The organism is Gimesia alba (genome assembly GCF_007744675.1).
GTDB lineage: Bacteria > Planctomycetota > Planctomycetia > Planctomycetales > Planctomycetaceae > Gimesia > Gimesia alba.
In genome coordinates, this window is the sequence record NZ_CP036269.1 from 4,680,572 (window position 1) to 4,697,621 (window position 17,050).

Sequence of the window (17,050 nt, forward strand, 5' to 3'; positions counted from 1 at the left end):
TCTTAGATTTGATGCATTCTTGATCCATTACTACAGGAACCTGCAGCATGGAGATCCTCGTTTTTTTTATCGCCATGACGATATTTGCCTCTATCTGCCATGGTTTGTGGGTCATTGGATCTCTGTTCAAACGAATATTTTCCAGTGGGAACCCGATTCCCCAAAAGCCCCTCGTCGCTTCAGAAAACGAATCCGATCAAGACCGTTTGACCGCTCAGCGTTATCTCAGACGTCTCTACTACAAAGGGAAAATTCCTGAGCAGGAGTTCCAAACGATTCTCAAATACACTGAGAAGGAAACCAAGCAACCATCACCCCAACCCGCTCCAAAAACAACTCAGCCAACAAGTCAACTCGAGTCCACAACTCCTCCGAAACCGGTTCCCCTCCCCACAGCGAACTTGGAAGAGAGCGCTATTTTAGAAGTCGAAGACTTTCTGGACGAGGATGACTTTCTCGATGAACCTACGGATAAGAAACCCACTGCAACACCGAAAGCGATCCGCCCCAAAAAACATGCTCTCCCTCAAACAGAGCCCGTCGAGAAACGCGCCTTCGGTTCCATCCTGAATGCTTTCATGGAAGAGAAAAATATTCGCTGGGGAGAATTGATCAGTGGACTTTTGATTGTCGGCAGTGCGATCGGCCTGGTGGTCAGCCTGTGGTCGACACTGAAAAATCAAATCCCTTATCTGCCGGCTCTGCTGTTCCTGTTAGCAACCGCTGCCATTCATGGTGCGGGACTTTATACCTTCAAACGCTGGAAGCTGGAATCAACGAGCCGCGGACTCCTGCTCATCACCGTACTGCTGGTTCCACTCAACTTTCTGGCAGCCATCCGACTCTCCGATCATCGACCGGTCACTGATCCCCTATTTATACTCGCCCTGAGTATTGGTTTTGCTGCATTTAGCTGGATGGTCCTATCTGCCAGTCGGATTCTAGTCAGCTTTGGGCGCTGGCAGCTACTGATCGCTGTACTCGGTTCGTCGGCAGGTCAAATCATCATCTCACGCATGTCGATTTCCGAACCAATCCTACTACGAACAAATCTGCTTGCTGCGTTACCCGTCGGCTGCTTCATTGTCGCGTTGGCAAGTATCCTGAAACACACTTTTCGCTGGAAAGAAATCTCCGATGCGCTGGCCCGCGAACTGGTCACTCTCGGCGGGCTCTCTCTCTTCGCTGTTCTGGCACCCTGCTGGCTCTTAGTCTGGAATTCGTCCAGCCGACTGGAAACATTTGCCTGCCTGACCCCCTTGGTCAGTATCATGGAAATCCTGTTGCTGGGCATGGGACTGGTATTACACCACAGAAAAGAGAATGACGACGCACCGCACTGGTCACTGGCCGGCTCTTCGATCGCCGTCTTTTCTGCCTTGATGATGCTGATGAATTTCGCCATCTCCTGGCCACGCGTGGATATCATGCTTGTGCTTGGCATCGTAAATGCTATCAGCCTGACATTACTGGCCATCTACGGTCGCTTCGCCGTTTGTCATATACCGGCTCTGATTTCTGCCGCGATCGCCGGTTTACTTGGCTTCCATGTCCTGACAGATACGATTGCATTACAGGGAACCTCACAGCGAATGCTGATCGAAGCCCTGCTGCTCGGGCGAAGTGCCATCGTGTTGATTTCATTTGCGATTCTGACCTCCCTCGCAGCCGTCTGGTTGAAACGAACCAGCAAAATAGAAACGGCCCGATATTACCTTTCTGCAGCAGGCTGTTTTTCCATCGGTTCAAGTCTGATTGCCGTTTATGCGGGCTATTTCACCCGCACCGATGACATCTGGTGCACGCTGGCTCTGCTGATCAATGCCATCACGTTTCTGTTCGCCAACTGGCAAATCCGCAAGCAGGTTCTCTCGGGAGTGGCATCAGCACTGTTGTTTCTGGCGTTACAACATGCACTCTGTATTGACACACCGCTTCGAAACTGGCTTTCCGACCGGGAACTCTTGCCGGACGCTCCCTTTGTCTGGGGCTGCCTGATTCATGCGACCAGCGGGCTGCTGTTCTTGATCGGTCTGGATTTCTGGTCTCGCTCCCGAACTCAGCTGACACAGCCCTGGTCACTGCGTCCATTAAAAGGGAATTCGTTTACCACGCCGATTGGATTCGGTTCGATTATTACCTCATCCCTGCTTGTCCCCTATGTGCTTCTGCAAACCATGTCCGCGGAAATGCATGCATTCTATGCTTTCTGGATCATGCTGATCTGGATCACAGTCGCTTTGATTCAACGTTCAGACATCTGGTTTCTGTTTGCACAATGCGCGGGAACCGTCGGCACACTGTATACCGCGACCGCTGTAGGAGAACATTATGGACTGTGGTCAGACGCCGGACGCGCGACACCGCGTTACTGGCTGTTCCACATCGTGGCGATCGCGATCTGGGTTTTATTGGGATCAGCAATTCACTCCAAAAAATACTCCCGAAATATGCTCGGTGCATTATCCCGGACTTCCCGCTGGAATCTACAGCCGGTGCTCTTGGCTGGTTCGATGATTGCAACAGGAATGGTTCTCTTTTTGTCGATCATCCCCGCCATTGCGACCGATTTTGAGCTGGCGTTCAAGATCCAAAAAATCCACCAATACGCAGCGCCACTCATGCTGGGGTTATTTCTCTACACTCTCTGTACTACGATCATCGCATTGACGAAACCGCGCGAGTCGGGCGTCGGAACACAGGTGGGGTTGATCCTGAGCCTGGTCCTGCTCGTCGCGGCATTCAGTTTACAGAATTTGCATATTTCTTTAGCAACCATTGGATTTCCGGTCACGCATGCCAAAGATGCCTTTGGGATCTGGAGTTGGCTTTGCCTCGGTTTATTGAGCGTTGCCTGCCTCCCTTATCTCAATAGCAAATTCCAGAAGTTGACGACGCAGGGCTTGCTGTTTGTGACCTATCTGATTCCGTTTTTGATTGCCGGTTATTTTATAGAACAACATCACACCGCCGATGCCTTGCGCTGGGGACTGGGTGTATATGCTCTGTCCATGACGCTATTGATTCTGAAATCAGAATCGCTAATCGACTATTTACGTTCACAACAAATTCGCCTGAGGTATTTGCCGAAACTCTTCGAAGATAAACCGACGTGGCGCAACCTGAGCATACTGGGTGCCAGTCTGCCGCTACTGGTACTTACCCTCTATCAGGTCTTCGGTTCCTGGCTGGAAATCTCTGTCCCGCTGGAAGCAGGAGCAATTTCTGGCTTGGGGATGCCCTTACTGACATTCAGCGTCCCCATTCTGATGCTGGTTCTCGCATCTGTATTGTATGCGATTCACTTTCGGTCAGCCGGTTGGATGCTGATCGGATCACACTTACTGGCAGCAGTTGCGATCACTGGCACGATCTTGACATTTTCAGAACCTCCGACTGAGTTCCGGATCGATGATTTTCTGCAAATTTCCATCTACACCGGACTCGCTTTGGCTGGCTATGGACTGTTCTGGCTGGCAATCGAATCCAGAATCAATCGGAATTATCAGGAACATCAAAGCCTGTCCCCAGTTGAATGGCCTTTAATCCGCGTCCACCTGGTAACACTGCTCAGTCTGGTAGCCGCTCCGTATTTCCTTCCGTTTATCATGAATCTGAATCACCCCACACACAACTGGGGGACACACTTCCCGCAAATTCCGTTCATCTCGTTGATCTCCCTTTTCATGGCAGCAACCTGCATCCATGTTTTTGCACGGCATTATTTCAGTAGTCTTACAACAAACGGACTCAGTTGTCTCAGTCTGGCGTTGATCGGCTTCACTACAGTTTCGCTCTGGCACGATTCGGAAAGGACCGCCTGGCAGATCAACCTGATCATGGAAATTGGCGTACTTCTAGTAGGTCTGTTCCATACAACCCGATTTGTCATGACCTACCGCCCTCCCGGTGCCAACCTGGATGAGCAACCAACTGCGTTCCGGCATCTTAACTGGACTCAATTGATCTGCCTGACTCTGTTTGCGTTTGCCTTTCGGGGTGCCTGGTCTGATGCATATCGCCCCTACCCCGCTCTGATGATCGCATCTGCGGGGACACTGCTCTATTTCACACTGGGGATCTGCTTGAGAAAACAAATCCTCGCGTATGCCTCACTGATCACCGCGTTACTGGGAACCTTGTTTGTGTTCACGTCACACTGGCTTGATGCGGGAGTTGATGTCACATCGCAAGGCTGGATGGATCTCTTGAAGTGGTCGATCACAACAGCTGCCGGTGTCTCAGGGTGCTGGTTAATCGTTGATCTGTATCGACAACGTTTTCTTTCTGATGACAACACCACAACTGAATCGCCCGCATTTCAGCAGATTCTGGCCCGGATACTGACTTGCCTTGTCTTATTTTATACTCTGCTGATTACCGTCTCTCGCACGGTACTAATTTCGACGGACGTTCCCCTGATTCGAGACCCCGCAGGCTGGACCGCTTTATTCGCGGTGTCTCTCCTGTTAATCGGACTGATCTGGGATCGGAAAAGTCGATACTGCCTGCCAGCACTGTTTACCATGGGCATCTGTCTGATTTCCACATACCTTAGCGACGAAACCCAATTACGCCGACTTGCACAGCATTCGGGACTGGCACTCTCCGGTTATGCATTTCTGCTCAGCATCTTGTGGAGCCTGCGAAATCTGATCAGCCAGAAATTTTCACGGCTCGCGATTCCTAATTTTGAAGCATTCCGAAATCAAACGCGAAGCTGGCTCCCCCCTGCGGTGACTCTGCTTGCCGTTTATACCATGCTGGCGTTATTACATAGCGTACTGCGATTTGAAGTGCAGGCTCAGCGGTGGTGGTCCGTCTTAGGAACTGCGCTCACCTGCCTGACTTTTTATGGTATGAGCACGCACTCCGATCTCTCAGAGAAGTTTAAAAAACGTGCGATTCTGGCGGGCGGTCTGGCTGGCATCTATTACGGTTGGGCACTGCTCCCCGCTAAGGGAAACTTTTACTTTCTCGACCATTTAATTCGCTTTCTGGAAGCTGTCTCAATCCTGAGTCTTCTGACCACGCTGGTTTTGGTCAAATGGCCGGCACTGAAACAGGACTGGTCAGAAGCATTGAGAAAAAGTTCGCGTACTTTTCTGATCGCAGCCGGTGTTTCATTGCTGGGGATTCTGATTTCGGAAACCGGGTTCCAAATCGCTGGAATTCCGCTGGTGATCTCCAAAGCCCGGATTGCCGTCGTTTCAGCAGCTCTGGTTTTACTCTCTGCCGCGTTGATCCTGATGGCGGCTGTCCCGAAATACGATCCGTTTCAACTCACACTCAAACGGCGAATGTTATATGTCTATGCCTCTGAAATTGTGCTGGCTCTGCTGTTCCTGCACATCTACCTCACCATGCCGGAACTGTTCCGGGGGTATCTCTTACCATACTGGCCTTACATTGTGATCGCGATCGCATTTACCGGGGCCGGCGTGGGCGAATTCTTCGAACGCATCGGACTGAACGTGCTGTCTGAACCACTACAGCGAACCGGCACGTTTTTACCATTACTGCCGGCACTCAGTTTCTGGATTCATGCAGCTTCGAGGCAGGCGTCCCCCGTTGTCGGCGACTATTCCATGATCCTGCTATTGATCAGCCTGGTGTATGTAGTGATGAGTTTATGGAGAAAGTCGTTTGTCTATACCACGCTGGCAGCGCTGGCTGGCAATGGTGCGTTGTGGGCTTTCTGGGCAGAACAGGGGCAGTTCTTCACGCAACACCCTCAACTCTGGCTGATCCCCCCTGCCTTGTCTGTGCTGATTGCCACGCATTTGAATCGTGAGAAACTCAGCGCCACGCAGCTGACGGCGATCCGCTATTTTTCGACGATCTCGATTTATGTCAGCTCTACCGGCGACATGTTTATCGCCGGCGTTGCTGAAAACTTGTGGCTGCCGGTCATCCTGTGCGGACTCTCCGTGCTGGGCATGTTCGCCGGAATGATGTTCCGGGTCCGTGCCTTCCTGTATGTCGGCGCTTCGTTTCTGGTTCTCTCCATCGTCAGCATGATCTGGCACGCTTCCCAGTCCCTTGGTCATATCTGGCCCTGGTGGGCCTTCGGGATTGGACTGGGAATCTGTATTCTGACCCTGTTCGGACTGTTTGAGAAACGTAAAAACGAAATGCAGGAACTGGTTGACAAACTGAAAACCTGGGATCGCTAAACAGCAAAACCCACTTTAGTCACTGGTCGTCGTTCGCTGATTCCGTTTCCGCTCGTTTTCTGTCAGATGGATTTTTCGCAGACGAATGATCTTGGGAGTGATTTCCACATATTCGTCATGCTCAATGTATTCCAGAGCTGCTTCGAGACTCATATCTCGCGGCGGCTTGAGAACCATATTTTCATCTGAGCCGGAAGCCCGCACGTTGGTCAATTTTTTGCCACGGATTGGGTTCACCACCAGGTCATTATTGCGGACGTGCTCGCCGACGATCATGCCTTCGTAAACATCGGCTCCGGGTCCGACAAAGAATTCGGCACGATCGCGCAGTTTCCATAACGCGTAACCGACGGCCTGCCCTTTATCCTGAGATATCATCACGCCGTTCGCACGACGTGGAACCTCCCCTTCACTGACTTTATACGCTTCAAAACGGTGATTGATGATCGCTTCCCCCTTGGTGGCGTTCAGCAATCGTGTTCGCAAGCCAATCAAGCCACGGGCAGGAATTGAGAATTTCAGATGCGACATGCCAGTCTCACCCGAAGTCATATCAATCATCTGACCACGGCGGGCACAAACCAGTTCCATTACAGATCCGACGACTTCCGAAGGAGCGTCCACTTCTAATGATTCAAACGGCTCATGCCATTTCCCGTCGATCTTCTTACGGATCACTTCAGGTTTCCCGACAGAAAGCTCGTAACCTTCACGGCGCATCTGTTCAATCAATACGGACAAGTGCAAGATACCTCGACCGGAAACGGAAAAGGAATCCTTGTCTTCTCGTTCAACAACGCGTAAAGCGACATTCGATTCCAGTTCGCGCATCAACCTTTCACGCAGATTACGGCTGGTGACGTACTTCCCATCCTGTCCGGCCAGCGGCGAACTGTTGATCGTGAATAACATCGAGAGAGTCGGTTCATCGACATCAATTCTCACAAGTGCCTGCGGCTTCTCTGCACAGGCAACGGTATCGCCAATTTCAGGATTTTCCAGGCCGACCAGTGCAACGATATCACCGGCAGAGGCTTCGTCGACGGGGGCTCTTCCTAAATTGTTGTAGAGTTCGACCGAATCGACGGTGCACTTAATATGATCACCGTTACTTTTGATGACCGTCACACGTTCTCCAGTGTGAACCTTTCCGCTGTTGATACGCCCTGTCGCAACACGACCTACATATTCGGACCACTCCAGCGTTGTCACCATCATGGTCAGCGGTGCGTCCTGATTCACATCAGGCGCGGGCACATTTTCCAAAACCATATCCAACAGCGGATGAATGCTGTCTCCAAAATTATCGAGATCATGCGTGGCAAACCCTTCGCGGGCACTGGCATAGATATAGGGGAAATCGAGTGTTTCATCGTCCGCTTCCAGATCGACAAACAAATCGAACATCTCACTCAAGACGTGATCGGGACGGCAATCAGGACGGTCGATTTTGTTAATGACCACCAGTGGCTTCAGATGGCATTCGAGTGCTTTTTTCAGAACAAAGCGGGTTTGAGGTCGGGGGCCTTCAAAGGCATCGACCAGAATCAAAACGCCGTCCGCCATACGTAAGACGCGTTCGACTTCACCACCAAAGTCGGCGTGACCCGGCGTATCGATGATGTTAATTTTCACGCCTTTATACATCAATGCGATGTTTTTGGCCAAAATGGTAATGCCGCGTTCCCGCTCCAGATCGTTGGAATCCAGAATACAGTCGCCCTTCAATTGAGCATCACGAAAATGACCACTTTGATGTAATAAGGCATCTACCAGTGTCGTCTTCCCATGATCCACGTGCGCAATGATTGCAATGTTCCGCACATCTTCTCGTTTCATGACTCTCAATTCTTCCCACAATGAATTTTTCGCGCGACCGTCTTAACATTCAAACGTTCCTTACAGGGAACAGAGGGTCTCAGCAAAAAACCGCCTTTCAGCGCATCAGGCAACTATATAAGGGGCAAAATATATCAACAATAGATTAGTAACGCAAAGCCCAGAAATAGACATTCTTACTGGCAGTTCTGTCCGGTTTTAGCGATACTTTGACCATTACTACGCTCAATCTTCATAAATCACGAGATTTCAACGTAAATCCAATGCTTACAAAGGGGTCCGACCGTATGGGACAGCGTCGCCTGCTGATCTGCTTTTGTCTATTTTTCGTGACTTTTCTGCCGATAGACTCTATTTCTGCCCAGAAATCAGAGCCCTTCGACCTCATTCTCAAGGGGGGAACGATCATTGATGGCACAGGCAAGCCCGGTTTTACCGGCGATATTGCCATCAAAAATGATCGAATTGTCCAAATCAGCCCGAACATCAATGGGCAGGCTGACCAGACGATCCAGTGCCGTGGATTGACAATTGCACCGGGATTTATCGATTTACACAACCATAGTGACCGTCAGATCGTTTCTCCACTGACCCGTGCCAATATGAACTATGTCACCCAGGGTTGCACGACCATTGTCACAGGGAACTGTGGCAGTGGCCCGGTCGATACGGGTGAATATTATCGTAAAATCGATGCTTCGGGAAGCGGAACGAATGTGATGCATTTGATCCCACAGGGTTCACTCCGGGACCATGTGATGGGGTCGGGACAACGCAAGCCAACCCCGGACGAACTAACCAAAATGAAAGCGCTCGCCGAGAAAGCAATGCAGGATGGTGCCTGGGGCATGTCCACCGGGCTGATTTACGTACCCAGTTCCTATGCCGAGACCGATGAGCTGATCGAGCTGGCCAACATCGTCTCGCGGCATCAGGGGATCTATGCCAGCCATATCCGCAATGAGAGCACCGAGTTACTTGCAGCCGTCAATGAAGCCCTGAAGATTGGCCAACAGGCAAACCTGCCCGTGCATATTTCTCACTTCAAATCAAGTGGTCAGGATGCCTGGGGACTGGTGATCCGGGCAGCAAAGATGATTGACGACGCGCGGAAACAGGGGAAAATTGTCACCGCCGATCAATATCCCTATATCGCTTCCAGCACCTCTCTGGGTGCCACGTTGATTCCCGCCTGGGCTAGAGCCGGAGGGAACAAAGAGCTGATCCAGCGTTTGGAAGCTCCAGAAACTTCGGAAAAAATTATTCGCAAGATCAAAAGCAATATCGAAAAACGCGAAGGAGGCACAGCGATTCGAATTGCCCGCTATGGGAAAAAGCCAGAATGGGTTGGAAAAAATTTACAACAAATTGCGGAAGCCGAGCAGAAAAGTGTATTGGACATAGTGCTGGAGATCACACGCCAGGGAGGTGCTTCGGTCGTGAATTTCAGTATGAATGAGGGGGACGTCCGCCAGATCATGCAAATCGACTGGGTGGCAACCGCCTCGGATGGTCGAGCTTATCTGCCCGGTTCGGACCGACCGCATCCTCGTAACTATGGTACGTTTCCACGAAAGCTGGGATACTATGCGATCAAGGAGAAAGTCATTCCACTGGAACACGCCGTGCGAAGCGCGACGGGGCTTCCCGCGGATATTCTGGGTTTAAACGACCGAGGATACCTGCGCGAAGGAGCGTATGCCGACATTGTTGTCTTTGATCCCAACCAACTGATCGATCAGGCCACCTTCGATGCACCGCATCAATACTCGAACGGAATCCGTTACCTGTTTGTGAATGGAAGACCCGCCATCAGCGCCGGGTTTCCGACAGGCAGTCTCGCGGGCAAGGCATTGCGACATCAAGACGCGGCTCAGCCATCAGAAAAGAAGTCTCCTTAATATGCGACCGGAATCATCAGTCTTGAATCCACAGCGAGTACAACTCCTGGTCAGTGCCATGCATCGGGACGAAATCGCGCCTGCCCTGGCAGGTGGCTGTGATATTCTGGATTTCAAAGATCCCACTCAGGGGGCCTTGGGAATGATCGATGCGGAAACACTCTACTCGATCTCCGATTACTTTCAGACTCACCCCATTGACATCCCGGTCAGCCTGGCACTGGGGGAACTGACAGACCGGCTAGCCGACAGTAAAACCCCGCTGATTCCGTCTGCCATTACCTATCTGAAAATGGGACTGGCAAACACTCAAGGTATGGATCACTGGTATTCCGACTGGCAGGATTTAAAGAAGCGAATTGAAGCGACTGGCCAGACGACTTTCCAATGGATTGCCGTCGCATATGCTGACTGGGAACAGGCGAATTCGATCTCACCACAAGACGTTCTGGCGGCAGCCATTGAAAGCGAGTGTGCGGGCCTGCTGATTGATACTTACTTGAAGCAGGGCCAGACTCTATTGGATCATTTATCACTTGACGAGCTGAATACACTGATTGAACAGGCCCATGCACATCAACTGAAGATTGCTCTGGCCGGTTCTCTGCGACAAAAAGACCTTGCGGCATTATCAAGCATTTCGCCTGACATCATCGGCATTCGAAGTGCCGCCTGTCGCGGGAGTCTGAGAACAGACAGTGTTCAAGAACAGGCGGTCCGGGCTTTTCGGCAACAACTGGAACGACAAACTGTGTTGAGTGAATCAGGAAGACATATCGGTTGAAACGGTTTGCTCCTTCGCATCCTTCAACGGATTATAGGGAGCGTATTTTTTCTGTTTCAGCTTCTTGATCATGGGAATCACATGGTTGGCGGGAATCGCGAAAGATTTGGTTCGCCCTGCTCGGGCGATATTCAATCCAATGGCTCGGCCTTTGAGGTCCACAATCACGCCGCCACAGTCCTCGGGACGCAGAACAGTGTCATGTTGCAGCACTTCGGTAAAACCAGTTTTCCGACGGCTTAATGCGCCTCCCATTTTTTTCTGCATCTCACGCAGACGATCGTAGATCAACATCTGCGGATCAGTCAGCACAACCACTGCGGTCAGTTCTTCATTTTCACGTAAAATCTTGACCAGCAACCGGTCACCCGGAAGATATTTCTGGACAAAACTTGAAAGGGCACTAGCGCTTTTAATGTTTTCACCGGCGACGTTTAAGATGACATCCCCGGGTTGCAATCCTGCTTCTTCCGCACCACTTTCACGCATGACCTGCTTAACGCGTGCGCCTCCCTCGGCATCATCAATCCGAACGCCAAGCACTCCGGGAGCCGGCTTGATCGCTCGCCGGGGGACACTCAAAACTCCCACACTGACAGGAGACATGCTTAAGCCTGGTGTCACAAGCCATTGACCGACTTTCGGGTCAGTCGCAGACTGCCATTTCACTGTGGATAGATTTTTGGCCTTAATTTTGAGTAGGGCCAGATCCAATTTTCCATCAACGCCAACGATCTCGGCCTCGTAGCGTTCGGACGTCGATAACTCACAAGTCACCGCGCCATCCAGCTGACTGGCTTTCGTCAAGATCCAACCGTCGGATCCCACAATCGCTCCCAAGCAGGCTTCTTTGCCATTGGATCGAATCCGCACGGTCCATGAGCGAGGGGTCGATACGACAGACCGAAATGCCTTACGCATCTGTGAGCCGCTGGTTAACTGGCTGGGCCGTAATTGCTCCCAGGCGTAGCCAGCAGAACCCAGCCATCCTGTGAAGACCGAAAACACCAGAAATGCCATCAGCAATCGAAACCCGATTGACTCTTTCTTTCTATTCTTCTGATCCTGGTTCAAGAGCTTCTCCTCGCACATACTTTTATCAACTTGATCTTTACTTCAGAGCAGAAAGAAAGATCGGCCCATTTTCTGAATTTCCCAATTTAGTCTCTGGCGGCAAGCTGGACTTCAAACGACATGGTTTTCTTATCGCGAATCAACTTGATCTGTACTGTTTGTCCTGGCTTATATTGCTGGACAACCTCAGCCAGTTGTTCAATTCCTGTGATTTTCTGATTGTTCAACTGAATGATGATATCGTCTGCTTTTAACCCGGCAATTTCTGCGGGAAATCCACGTGTGACTCCGGTGACTTTACAACCTTGTTCGGAATCAACTCCATTCACTCCCAGAACCGCGTTTTGTCCTAAAGGCTTTGCGCCCCACATATCGCCAGAGACGAGTTTCTCCCAGTCATTCTGAAACGCAGAAACCGGGATATGAAAATTCCAGCTTGTCGAGGGACCGATGCGACTGTGAATTCCGACGACCTCCCCCTTCATGTTAAAGAGTGGTCCACCGGAATCGCCGCCGATCAAAGTACAGTCAGTTTGCAGCAGATGTTTCTTGCGAGTGACAACTCTTCCCAAACGTACCACCGGAGCGCGGCCTGCTTGATATCCATTGGGGTGCCCTGTCGCCAGAACCCATTCTCCCGGCTCAAGTTTTGTAATATCACCCATTTTTACGGCTGGAAGTTTACTAATTTCAATTTCGTCGTCTTCAATCAGTTTTACCAGGCCGGCATCCAGCCCCCGGTTTAAACCCATCGTTCTGCCTTTTAACGTTCGGCCATCATGAAGAATGATCGTGGCATTTTTTTGTGCCAGTCCAATCACGTGTGCCGCCGTCAGGATATATCCGGCTTTGTTATCAATAATGACGCCGCTGCCTTGTGCATCTCCCACGCGAATGGAAACAGTACTTTCGATCGCAGCGTTGGTGAGCGAGGTCACTTTCCGCTCAATCTCCTGCAGATCTTCGAGCGAATCGGGAACCGTTTTGAAGAAGACTTGCGAGAGCGTTTCAGGAGAAGCAGGAACAACCGGCTTTAGAACTTTCACTTCTTCAGCGTGGATGCGGGAAACGAACAGCAGAACCATCAAACCCAGCAAACTGCTGAGAGCAGTGCTGGCTTTGGCCGTTTCACCCGGAATCATTAAACGGTTTAATCTCATAATGCTTCACGCACCGAAAAACAAAGATCTTCTGCTTAGGTAAAAAATGTTGACTATAGGATACGCGAAGCAGGTACCAACTTTCAAGAAAAAACAGAAAAAACCACACAGTTGTTCATTTTTCTAAATGTCCTCTAAAATACGACTTGTGGCATATTTTTTCTCTCAAAAAAGATTTCAGACCTGCAGGATCAGACACTCACGTTGCTTTCATCCAACATCAAATCCGCTATGATTACCCTTAGAGTTTCCTAACCAAATATGCGTTTATGAACTAGAACCTGCTCTTAAATCGAAGTGTCTACCGCAATATGGATATACAGCAGACAGACTTTCCCGGCTTATGCGTCATTACTTCTCAGGTCTTCTCGGATAAACGGGGTTTTTTCAAGGAAACGTATCAGCAACAGCGCTACCAGGAAGCGGGCATCAACGAAACATTCGTCCAGGACAACTTTTCCCATTCATCGGGGGGAATTCTGCGAGGACTGCACTACCAGATCAAACGCCCCCAGGCAAAACTGGTGTTTGTCATTCAAGGAGAAATATTGGATGTCTGTGTGGATCTGCGAAAAAATTCTCCGACATTCGGGAAGTCGTTCCAGATTAAATTGACGGCAGAAAATCATCAGCAGTTGTTTGTCCCAGCTGGATTTGCTCATGGGTTTTATGTCCTCAGTCCGCAGGCCGACTTTATGTACAAATGCAGTGACTATTATTTTCCGGAATATGAAAGGACTCTGCTCTGGAACGATCCCGCGCTGGAGATCGACTGGCCTTTGAACGGGGAACCGATTCTTTCAGAAAAAGATCAAATGGGACGTCCCCTCAACGAGAGCGAAATTTTCGAAACGTTATGAAGCTGCCTCTGATTGCCTTAACGATGGGTGATGTTTCTGGTATTGGACCTCAATTACTGGACGCACTCTGCTGTCGCTCTGAAATATTTGAACTCTGTCGCCCTGTGGTTTATGGAAACGCGAGAGTTCTGAGCCGCGCCGCACAACGTTCGAGAAGTTCTCTGAAAGTGACCTCCATCGCCAGCGTCTCTGATGAAATCGATTTTCAACCAGGAACTGCTTTCTGCATCGATCGTGGAAACCCCGATGTGGTCGACGCGGCTCCCTGTCAGATTGATGCCCGTTCCGGTCGCGGTGCATATGATTATCTGGTCAGCGCCATTGATGACTGTCTTGCGGGAAAGATCGATGCGATCACCACTGCCCCGTTAAATAAAGAATCTCTGCATCTGGCTGGCATCGATTACCCCGGCCATACCGAAATTCTGGCAGATCGCTGTCAGGTTCATGATTTTGGAATGATGCTCTACCTGCCTCACAGCGATGTGATCAAGCCGTCTTCCGGCCTGGGAATTGTACACGCCACGCTGCATACATCGATTGCCAGCGTTCCGGGTCTGCTCAAGACTGCGGATATTGCTGAAAAAATCCGGCTGATCTCCGACTTGTCTCGCGTCATGGGCGCGAGCACACCGCGCGTTGCCGTCTGTGCGTTGAACCCCCATGCCGGCGAACATGGACTGTTTGGCGACGAAGAAGCACGAATCATCGCCCCGGCTGTTGAACAAGCACAACAAGCGGGAATCGAGACGACAGGCCCCTTGCCTGCAGACACTCTGATCCGCCGCGCCGTGAACGGTGAATTCGATGCCGTCGTCGCCATGTATCACGATCAGGGACACATCCCGTTTAAACTGCTGGGATTTGATCAGGCAGTGAATATCACCCTGGGCCTGCCGATTGTCAGAACCAGCCCCAGTCATGGCACCGCGTTCGACATTGCCTGGAGTAATACGATCCCCGATACCAAAGGGATTACCGAAGCCATCAAAGCGGCAGTAAAATTGGCCACACACCGACAACACCAGTAACAGACCTTCGTTATTTTCCGACAGGACTTTGATCTATGGAACGCCTGCAATTTATCCCGCGACCGGAGCCCGATACCACGAATCTGTTATTGATTCGACATGGCGCTACGCCTCCCAATGAACAGCGTCCTTACATTCTCCAAGGATGCGGCATCAATCCGAGCCTGAGCGAATCGGGACAAAAGCAAGCGGGCGCACTGGCGGAATTTCTGGCGAGTATGAGCTCAATTCATCATATTTACTGCAGCCCCATGATTCGTGCCCGGGAAACGGCGCAAGCCGTCTCTGAACGATTCAACCTCATCCCACAGGCAGTCGCGGAAATCCATGAATGCGATGTCGGTCTGTGGGAAGGGATGTCCTGGGATATCATCATGCAGGAATACCCCGATGAGTATCACGCATTTATGAATGATCCGAGCCAGAACCGCTATGCCGGCGGGGAATCTTACAGCGATGTGCTGAATCGGACAGAACCTGCTATCCAGACGTTACTCGAACGACATTCGGGGGAAACGATCGCGGTCGTCGCGCATAATGTGGTGAACCGGGTTTATCTGGCGAAACTGCTCGGCCTCGAAATCAGTCGGGCGAAAGAGATCACACAAACCAATACCGGCATCAACCTGATTCGACACAAACCAGGCGAAACAAAGGTCGTCACGATGAATGCCATCTTTCATTTGAGTGGCGTCGCACATTAAAAGCGTGCTCTAGTTTTCGGGTGTCGTCAATCCGTCTTTAACGATTCTAAATAACTACTGAGCAATTCCAGGTTTCGGCTGAAGACCTCACTCGAAATATACTGGCTGTTGACGGGAAATTTCGGTTGTCCCACCAGTCGTTCTCCGGTGCTGGTACTGACCCAACGTGCCCCGCTGCCCAGATCTTTCAGAATTGTTTTGACTTCTGATACTGTGACCGGTTTTTCTTTTTAATATGGCTTTCGTTTTCTAGCCGATTTCAATGTATTAAACTCACGCTGCAATGAAGTGAGGTGCGACTCAATTTTCCAGCCATAATGCCGGGGGAGATCCGAGTCGTCATAGGTCAGACTGTATTTTTTGCCGCGTCTGGTCATATACAGCGGGCGATTCGTTTTGAGTTCATAATACCGCGCGAGTTGACCGTCAGGGAGCTGTGACTTCTTGAGATAGGCCAGTGCGCTCGGGATCGGCTTCAGATATTTTCGATCGCCGCTGAACTGGTAAATGTTCATCAAGGTCTGAATCACATCCTGAGTCTCACCGCCGGTGACTGCCGGCGGTTCAAATTTCCGAGCCCAGATAGGCTGCATCTCGAAATTGTATTGCTGTGCCCAGGCAGTTTGCGGTGCAGGCAGCTGCGCCAGGATTAAAAAATCCCCCAGTTTGAGCACTGCCTGCCGATAACGATCATCTTCATAGATCTGGTAGGCTTCCATCAAAGCCGTAGAGACATAACCTGCCAGACCATCATTTAAGGCATAATAGTCCCAGTAATTCTTGATACGCCCTTCCGTTCGCCAGTCGTATTCCGGGAAGTTCGCTTTCTTAGCCGGAATCTGAGGGGCCGGTCCGGTCCAGACCTGTGTAAAAGCGCCCACCGGATATTGCGCTGCCAGCAAGGCATCCAGTGCAATCATCGCCGCCTCATGAATCGGTTGATTGCGAAACTGGTGCGCCTGATCGACGCGAATGAGTAACAGAATTGCTGACTGGGTGATTCCATCGTCGAGAGTCGAATTATTTTTCCCTCTCCCTTTTCCGTTGCGATATTCGGCGGTGAGTTTGCTCCGGGGATTGAAATCGACCGAGTTCGTTCAGCCGCCCGATTTCAACTGACCATAGATCAGCGCCAGCGCGGCATCAGTGGCAGCGTCGAGATAAAACTGATCCCCCGTCGCCTGATAGGCTTTTAAATACGCCATACCGACAGTGGGAGTACCCGGCGGTTGAACCCAGATCTGATCGGGACTCGCTTTGCCTTCTCCCCACCGTTGCTGTAAATCGAGACTATCGTAATAAACGTAGCCTCCGTTGAGAGCCAGCTTGTCACGATAGAACTGACTGGCCTTTCGCATACTCCGAATCACGTTCGATTTCAAAGCCGCGTCTGCAGCGAAGAGGGAACGCTCGGCAACAAAGCCGGCAACAGAAATCAGTAGAACACAAACCAGAATCGGCAAAGACCATTTTTTTGTCGCACTACTGACTCCTTTTACCAGATGGAAATAATTAAATCAG

Annotated in this window: 11 protein-coding genes; 6 read left to right on the forward strand and 5 right to left on the reverse strand. The window is 50.7% G+C overall.

Going from position 1 to position 17,050, the window contains the following annotated elements; all coding sequences use genetic code 11:
* The first annotated feature begins 47 nt into the window (after nucleotides 1-47).
* Nucleotides 48-6,176, forward strand: a complete 6,129-nt coding sequence (locus tag Pan241w_RS17395) for a hypothetical protein (protein WP_145218299.1) — start codon at nucleotides 48-50, stop codon at nucleotides 6,174-6,176.
* A gap of 15 nt (nucleotides 6,177-6,191) precedes the next feature.
* On the opposite strand, the gene typA is transcribed toward Pan241w_RS17395, so the two are convergent.
* Complete coding sequence (gene typA, locus Pan241w_RS17400; RefSeq protein WP_145218301.1) at nucleotides 6,192-8,015, reverse strand: translational GTPase TypA; 1,824 nt, start codon at nucleotides 8,013-8,015, stop codon at nucleotides 6,192-6,194.
* A gap of 287 nt (nucleotides 8,016-8,302) precedes the next feature.
* On the opposite strand from typA, the gene Pan241w_RS17405 reads away from it, so the two are divergent.
* Entirely contained in the window at nucleotides 8,303-9,916 is a 1,614-nt protein-coding gene (locus Pan241w_RS17405) for an N-acyl-D-amino-acid deacylase family protein (RefSeq protein WP_145218303.1), read from the forward strand.
* A 1-nt stretch (nucleotide 9,917) separates the two neighbouring features.
* Nucleotides 9,918-10,700: a (5-formylfuran-3-yl)methyl phosphate synthase gene (locus Pan241w_RS17410; RefSeq protein WP_197999992.1), complete on the forward strand. Its 783-nt coding sequence runs from the start codon at nucleotides 9,918-9,920 to the stop codon at nucleotides 10,698-10,700.
* On the opposite strand, the gene Pan241w_RS17415 is transcribed toward Pan241w_RS17410, so the two are convergent.
* A complete protein-coding gene (locus Pan241w_RS17415; protein WP_197999993.1) occupies nucleotides 10,680-11,774 on the reverse strand; it encodes a S1C family serine protease in 1,095 nt (364 codons plus the stop codon). The genes Pan241w_RS17410 and Pan241w_RS17415 overlap by 21 nt on opposite strands.
* An 86-nt stretch (nucleotides 11,775-11,860) precedes the next feature.
* Nucleotides 11,861-12,934 (reverse strand): S1C family serine protease, encoded by a 1,074-nt coding sequence (locus Pan241w_RS17420; protein ID WP_145218310.1) that lies wholly within the window; start codon nucleotides 12,932-12,934, stop codon nucleotides 11,861-11,863.
* Nucleotides 12,935-13,245: 311 nt separating this feature from the next.
* Between Pan241w_RS17420 and rfbC the strand changes: the two genes are divergently transcribed.
* The 3 genes from rfbC to Pan241w_RS17435 are packed head-to-tail and all read left to right on the forward strand — an operon-like array spanning nucleotide 13,246 to nucleotide 15,529.
* Nucleotides 13,246-13,794: a dTDP-4-dehydrorhamnose 3,5-epimerase gene (gene rfbC / locus Pan241w_RS17425; protein WP_145218311.1), complete on the forward strand. Its 549-nt coding sequence runs from the start codon at nucleotides 13,246-13,248 to the stop codon at nucleotides 13,792-13,794.
* Nucleotides 13,791-14,825: a 4-hydroxythreonine-4-phosphate dehydrogenase PdxA gene (gene pdxA, locus Pan241w_RS17430; RefSeq protein WP_145218313.1), complete on the forward strand. Its 1,035-nt coding sequence runs from the start codon at nucleotides 13,791-13,793 to the stop codon at nucleotides 14,823-14,825. Before rfbC ends, pdxA begins: the two co-directional genes overlap by 4 nt.
* A 35-nt stretch (nucleotides 14,826-14,860) precedes the next feature.
* Nucleotides 14,861-15,529, forward strand: coding sequence for a histidine phosphatase family protein (locus tag Pan241w_RS17435; RefSeq protein ID WP_145218315.1), 669 nt, complete (start codon nucleotides 14,861-14,863; stop codon nucleotides 15,527-15,529).
* 230 nt (nucleotides 15,530-15,759) lie between these two features.
* On the opposite strand, the gene Pan241w_RS17440 is transcribed toward Pan241w_RS17435, so the two are convergent.
* Together Pan241w_RS17440 and Pan241w_RS17445 are read right to left on the reverse strand one after the other, a co-directional pair.
* Complete coding sequence (locus Pan241w_RS17440; protein ID WP_315940515.1) at nucleotides 15,760-16,530, reverse strand: hypothetical protein; 771 nt, start codon at nucleotides 16,528-16,530, stop codon at nucleotides 15,760-15,762.
* Nucleotides 16,531-16,626: 96 nt separating this feature from the next.
* Nucleotides 16,627-16,992 (reverse strand): hypothetical protein, encoded by a 366-nt coding sequence (locus Pan241w_RS17445; protein WP_145218319.1) that lies wholly within the window; start codon nucleotides 16,990-16,992, stop codon nucleotides 16,627-16,629.
* Nucleotides 16,993-17,050 lie beyond the last annotated feature (58 nt).

What these genes read in the sequence shown, in the direction of transcription:
- Pan241w_RS17420 (WP_145218310.1), bottom strand. Translation starts at nt 12,934, where the DNA reads ATGAGATTAAACCGTTTAATGATTCCGGGTGAAACGGCCAAAGCCAGC.
- Pan241w_RS17405 (WP_145218303.1), top strand. Translation starts at nt 8,303, where the DNA reads ATGGGACAGCGTCGCCTGCTGATCTGCTTTTGTCTATTTTTCGTGACT.
- Pan241w_RS17410 (WP_197999992.1), top strand. Translation starts at nt 9,918, where the DNA reads ATGCGACCGGAATCATCAGTCTTGAATCCACAGCGAGTACAACTCCTG.
- Pan241w_RS17435 (WP_145218315.1), top strand. Translation starts at nt 14,861, where the DNA reads ATGGAACGCCTGCAATTTATCCCGCGACCGGAGCCCGATACCACGAAT.
- typA (WP_145218301.1), bottom strand. Translation starts at nt 8,015, where the DNA reads ATGAAACGAGAAGATGTGCGGAACATTGCAATCATTGCGCACGTGGAT.
- pdxA (WP_145218313.1), top strand. Translation starts at nt 13,791, where the DNA reads ATGAAGCTGCCTCTGATTGCCTTAACGATGGGTGATGTTTCTGGTATT.
- rfbC (WP_145218311.1), top strand. Translation starts at nt 13,246, where the DNA reads ATGGATATACAGCAGACAGACTTTCCCGGCTTATGCGTCATTACTTCT.
- Pan241w_RS17395 (WP_145218299.1), top strand. Translation starts at nt 48, where the DNA reads ATGGAGATCCTCGTTTTTTTTATCGCCATGACGATATTTGCCTCTATC.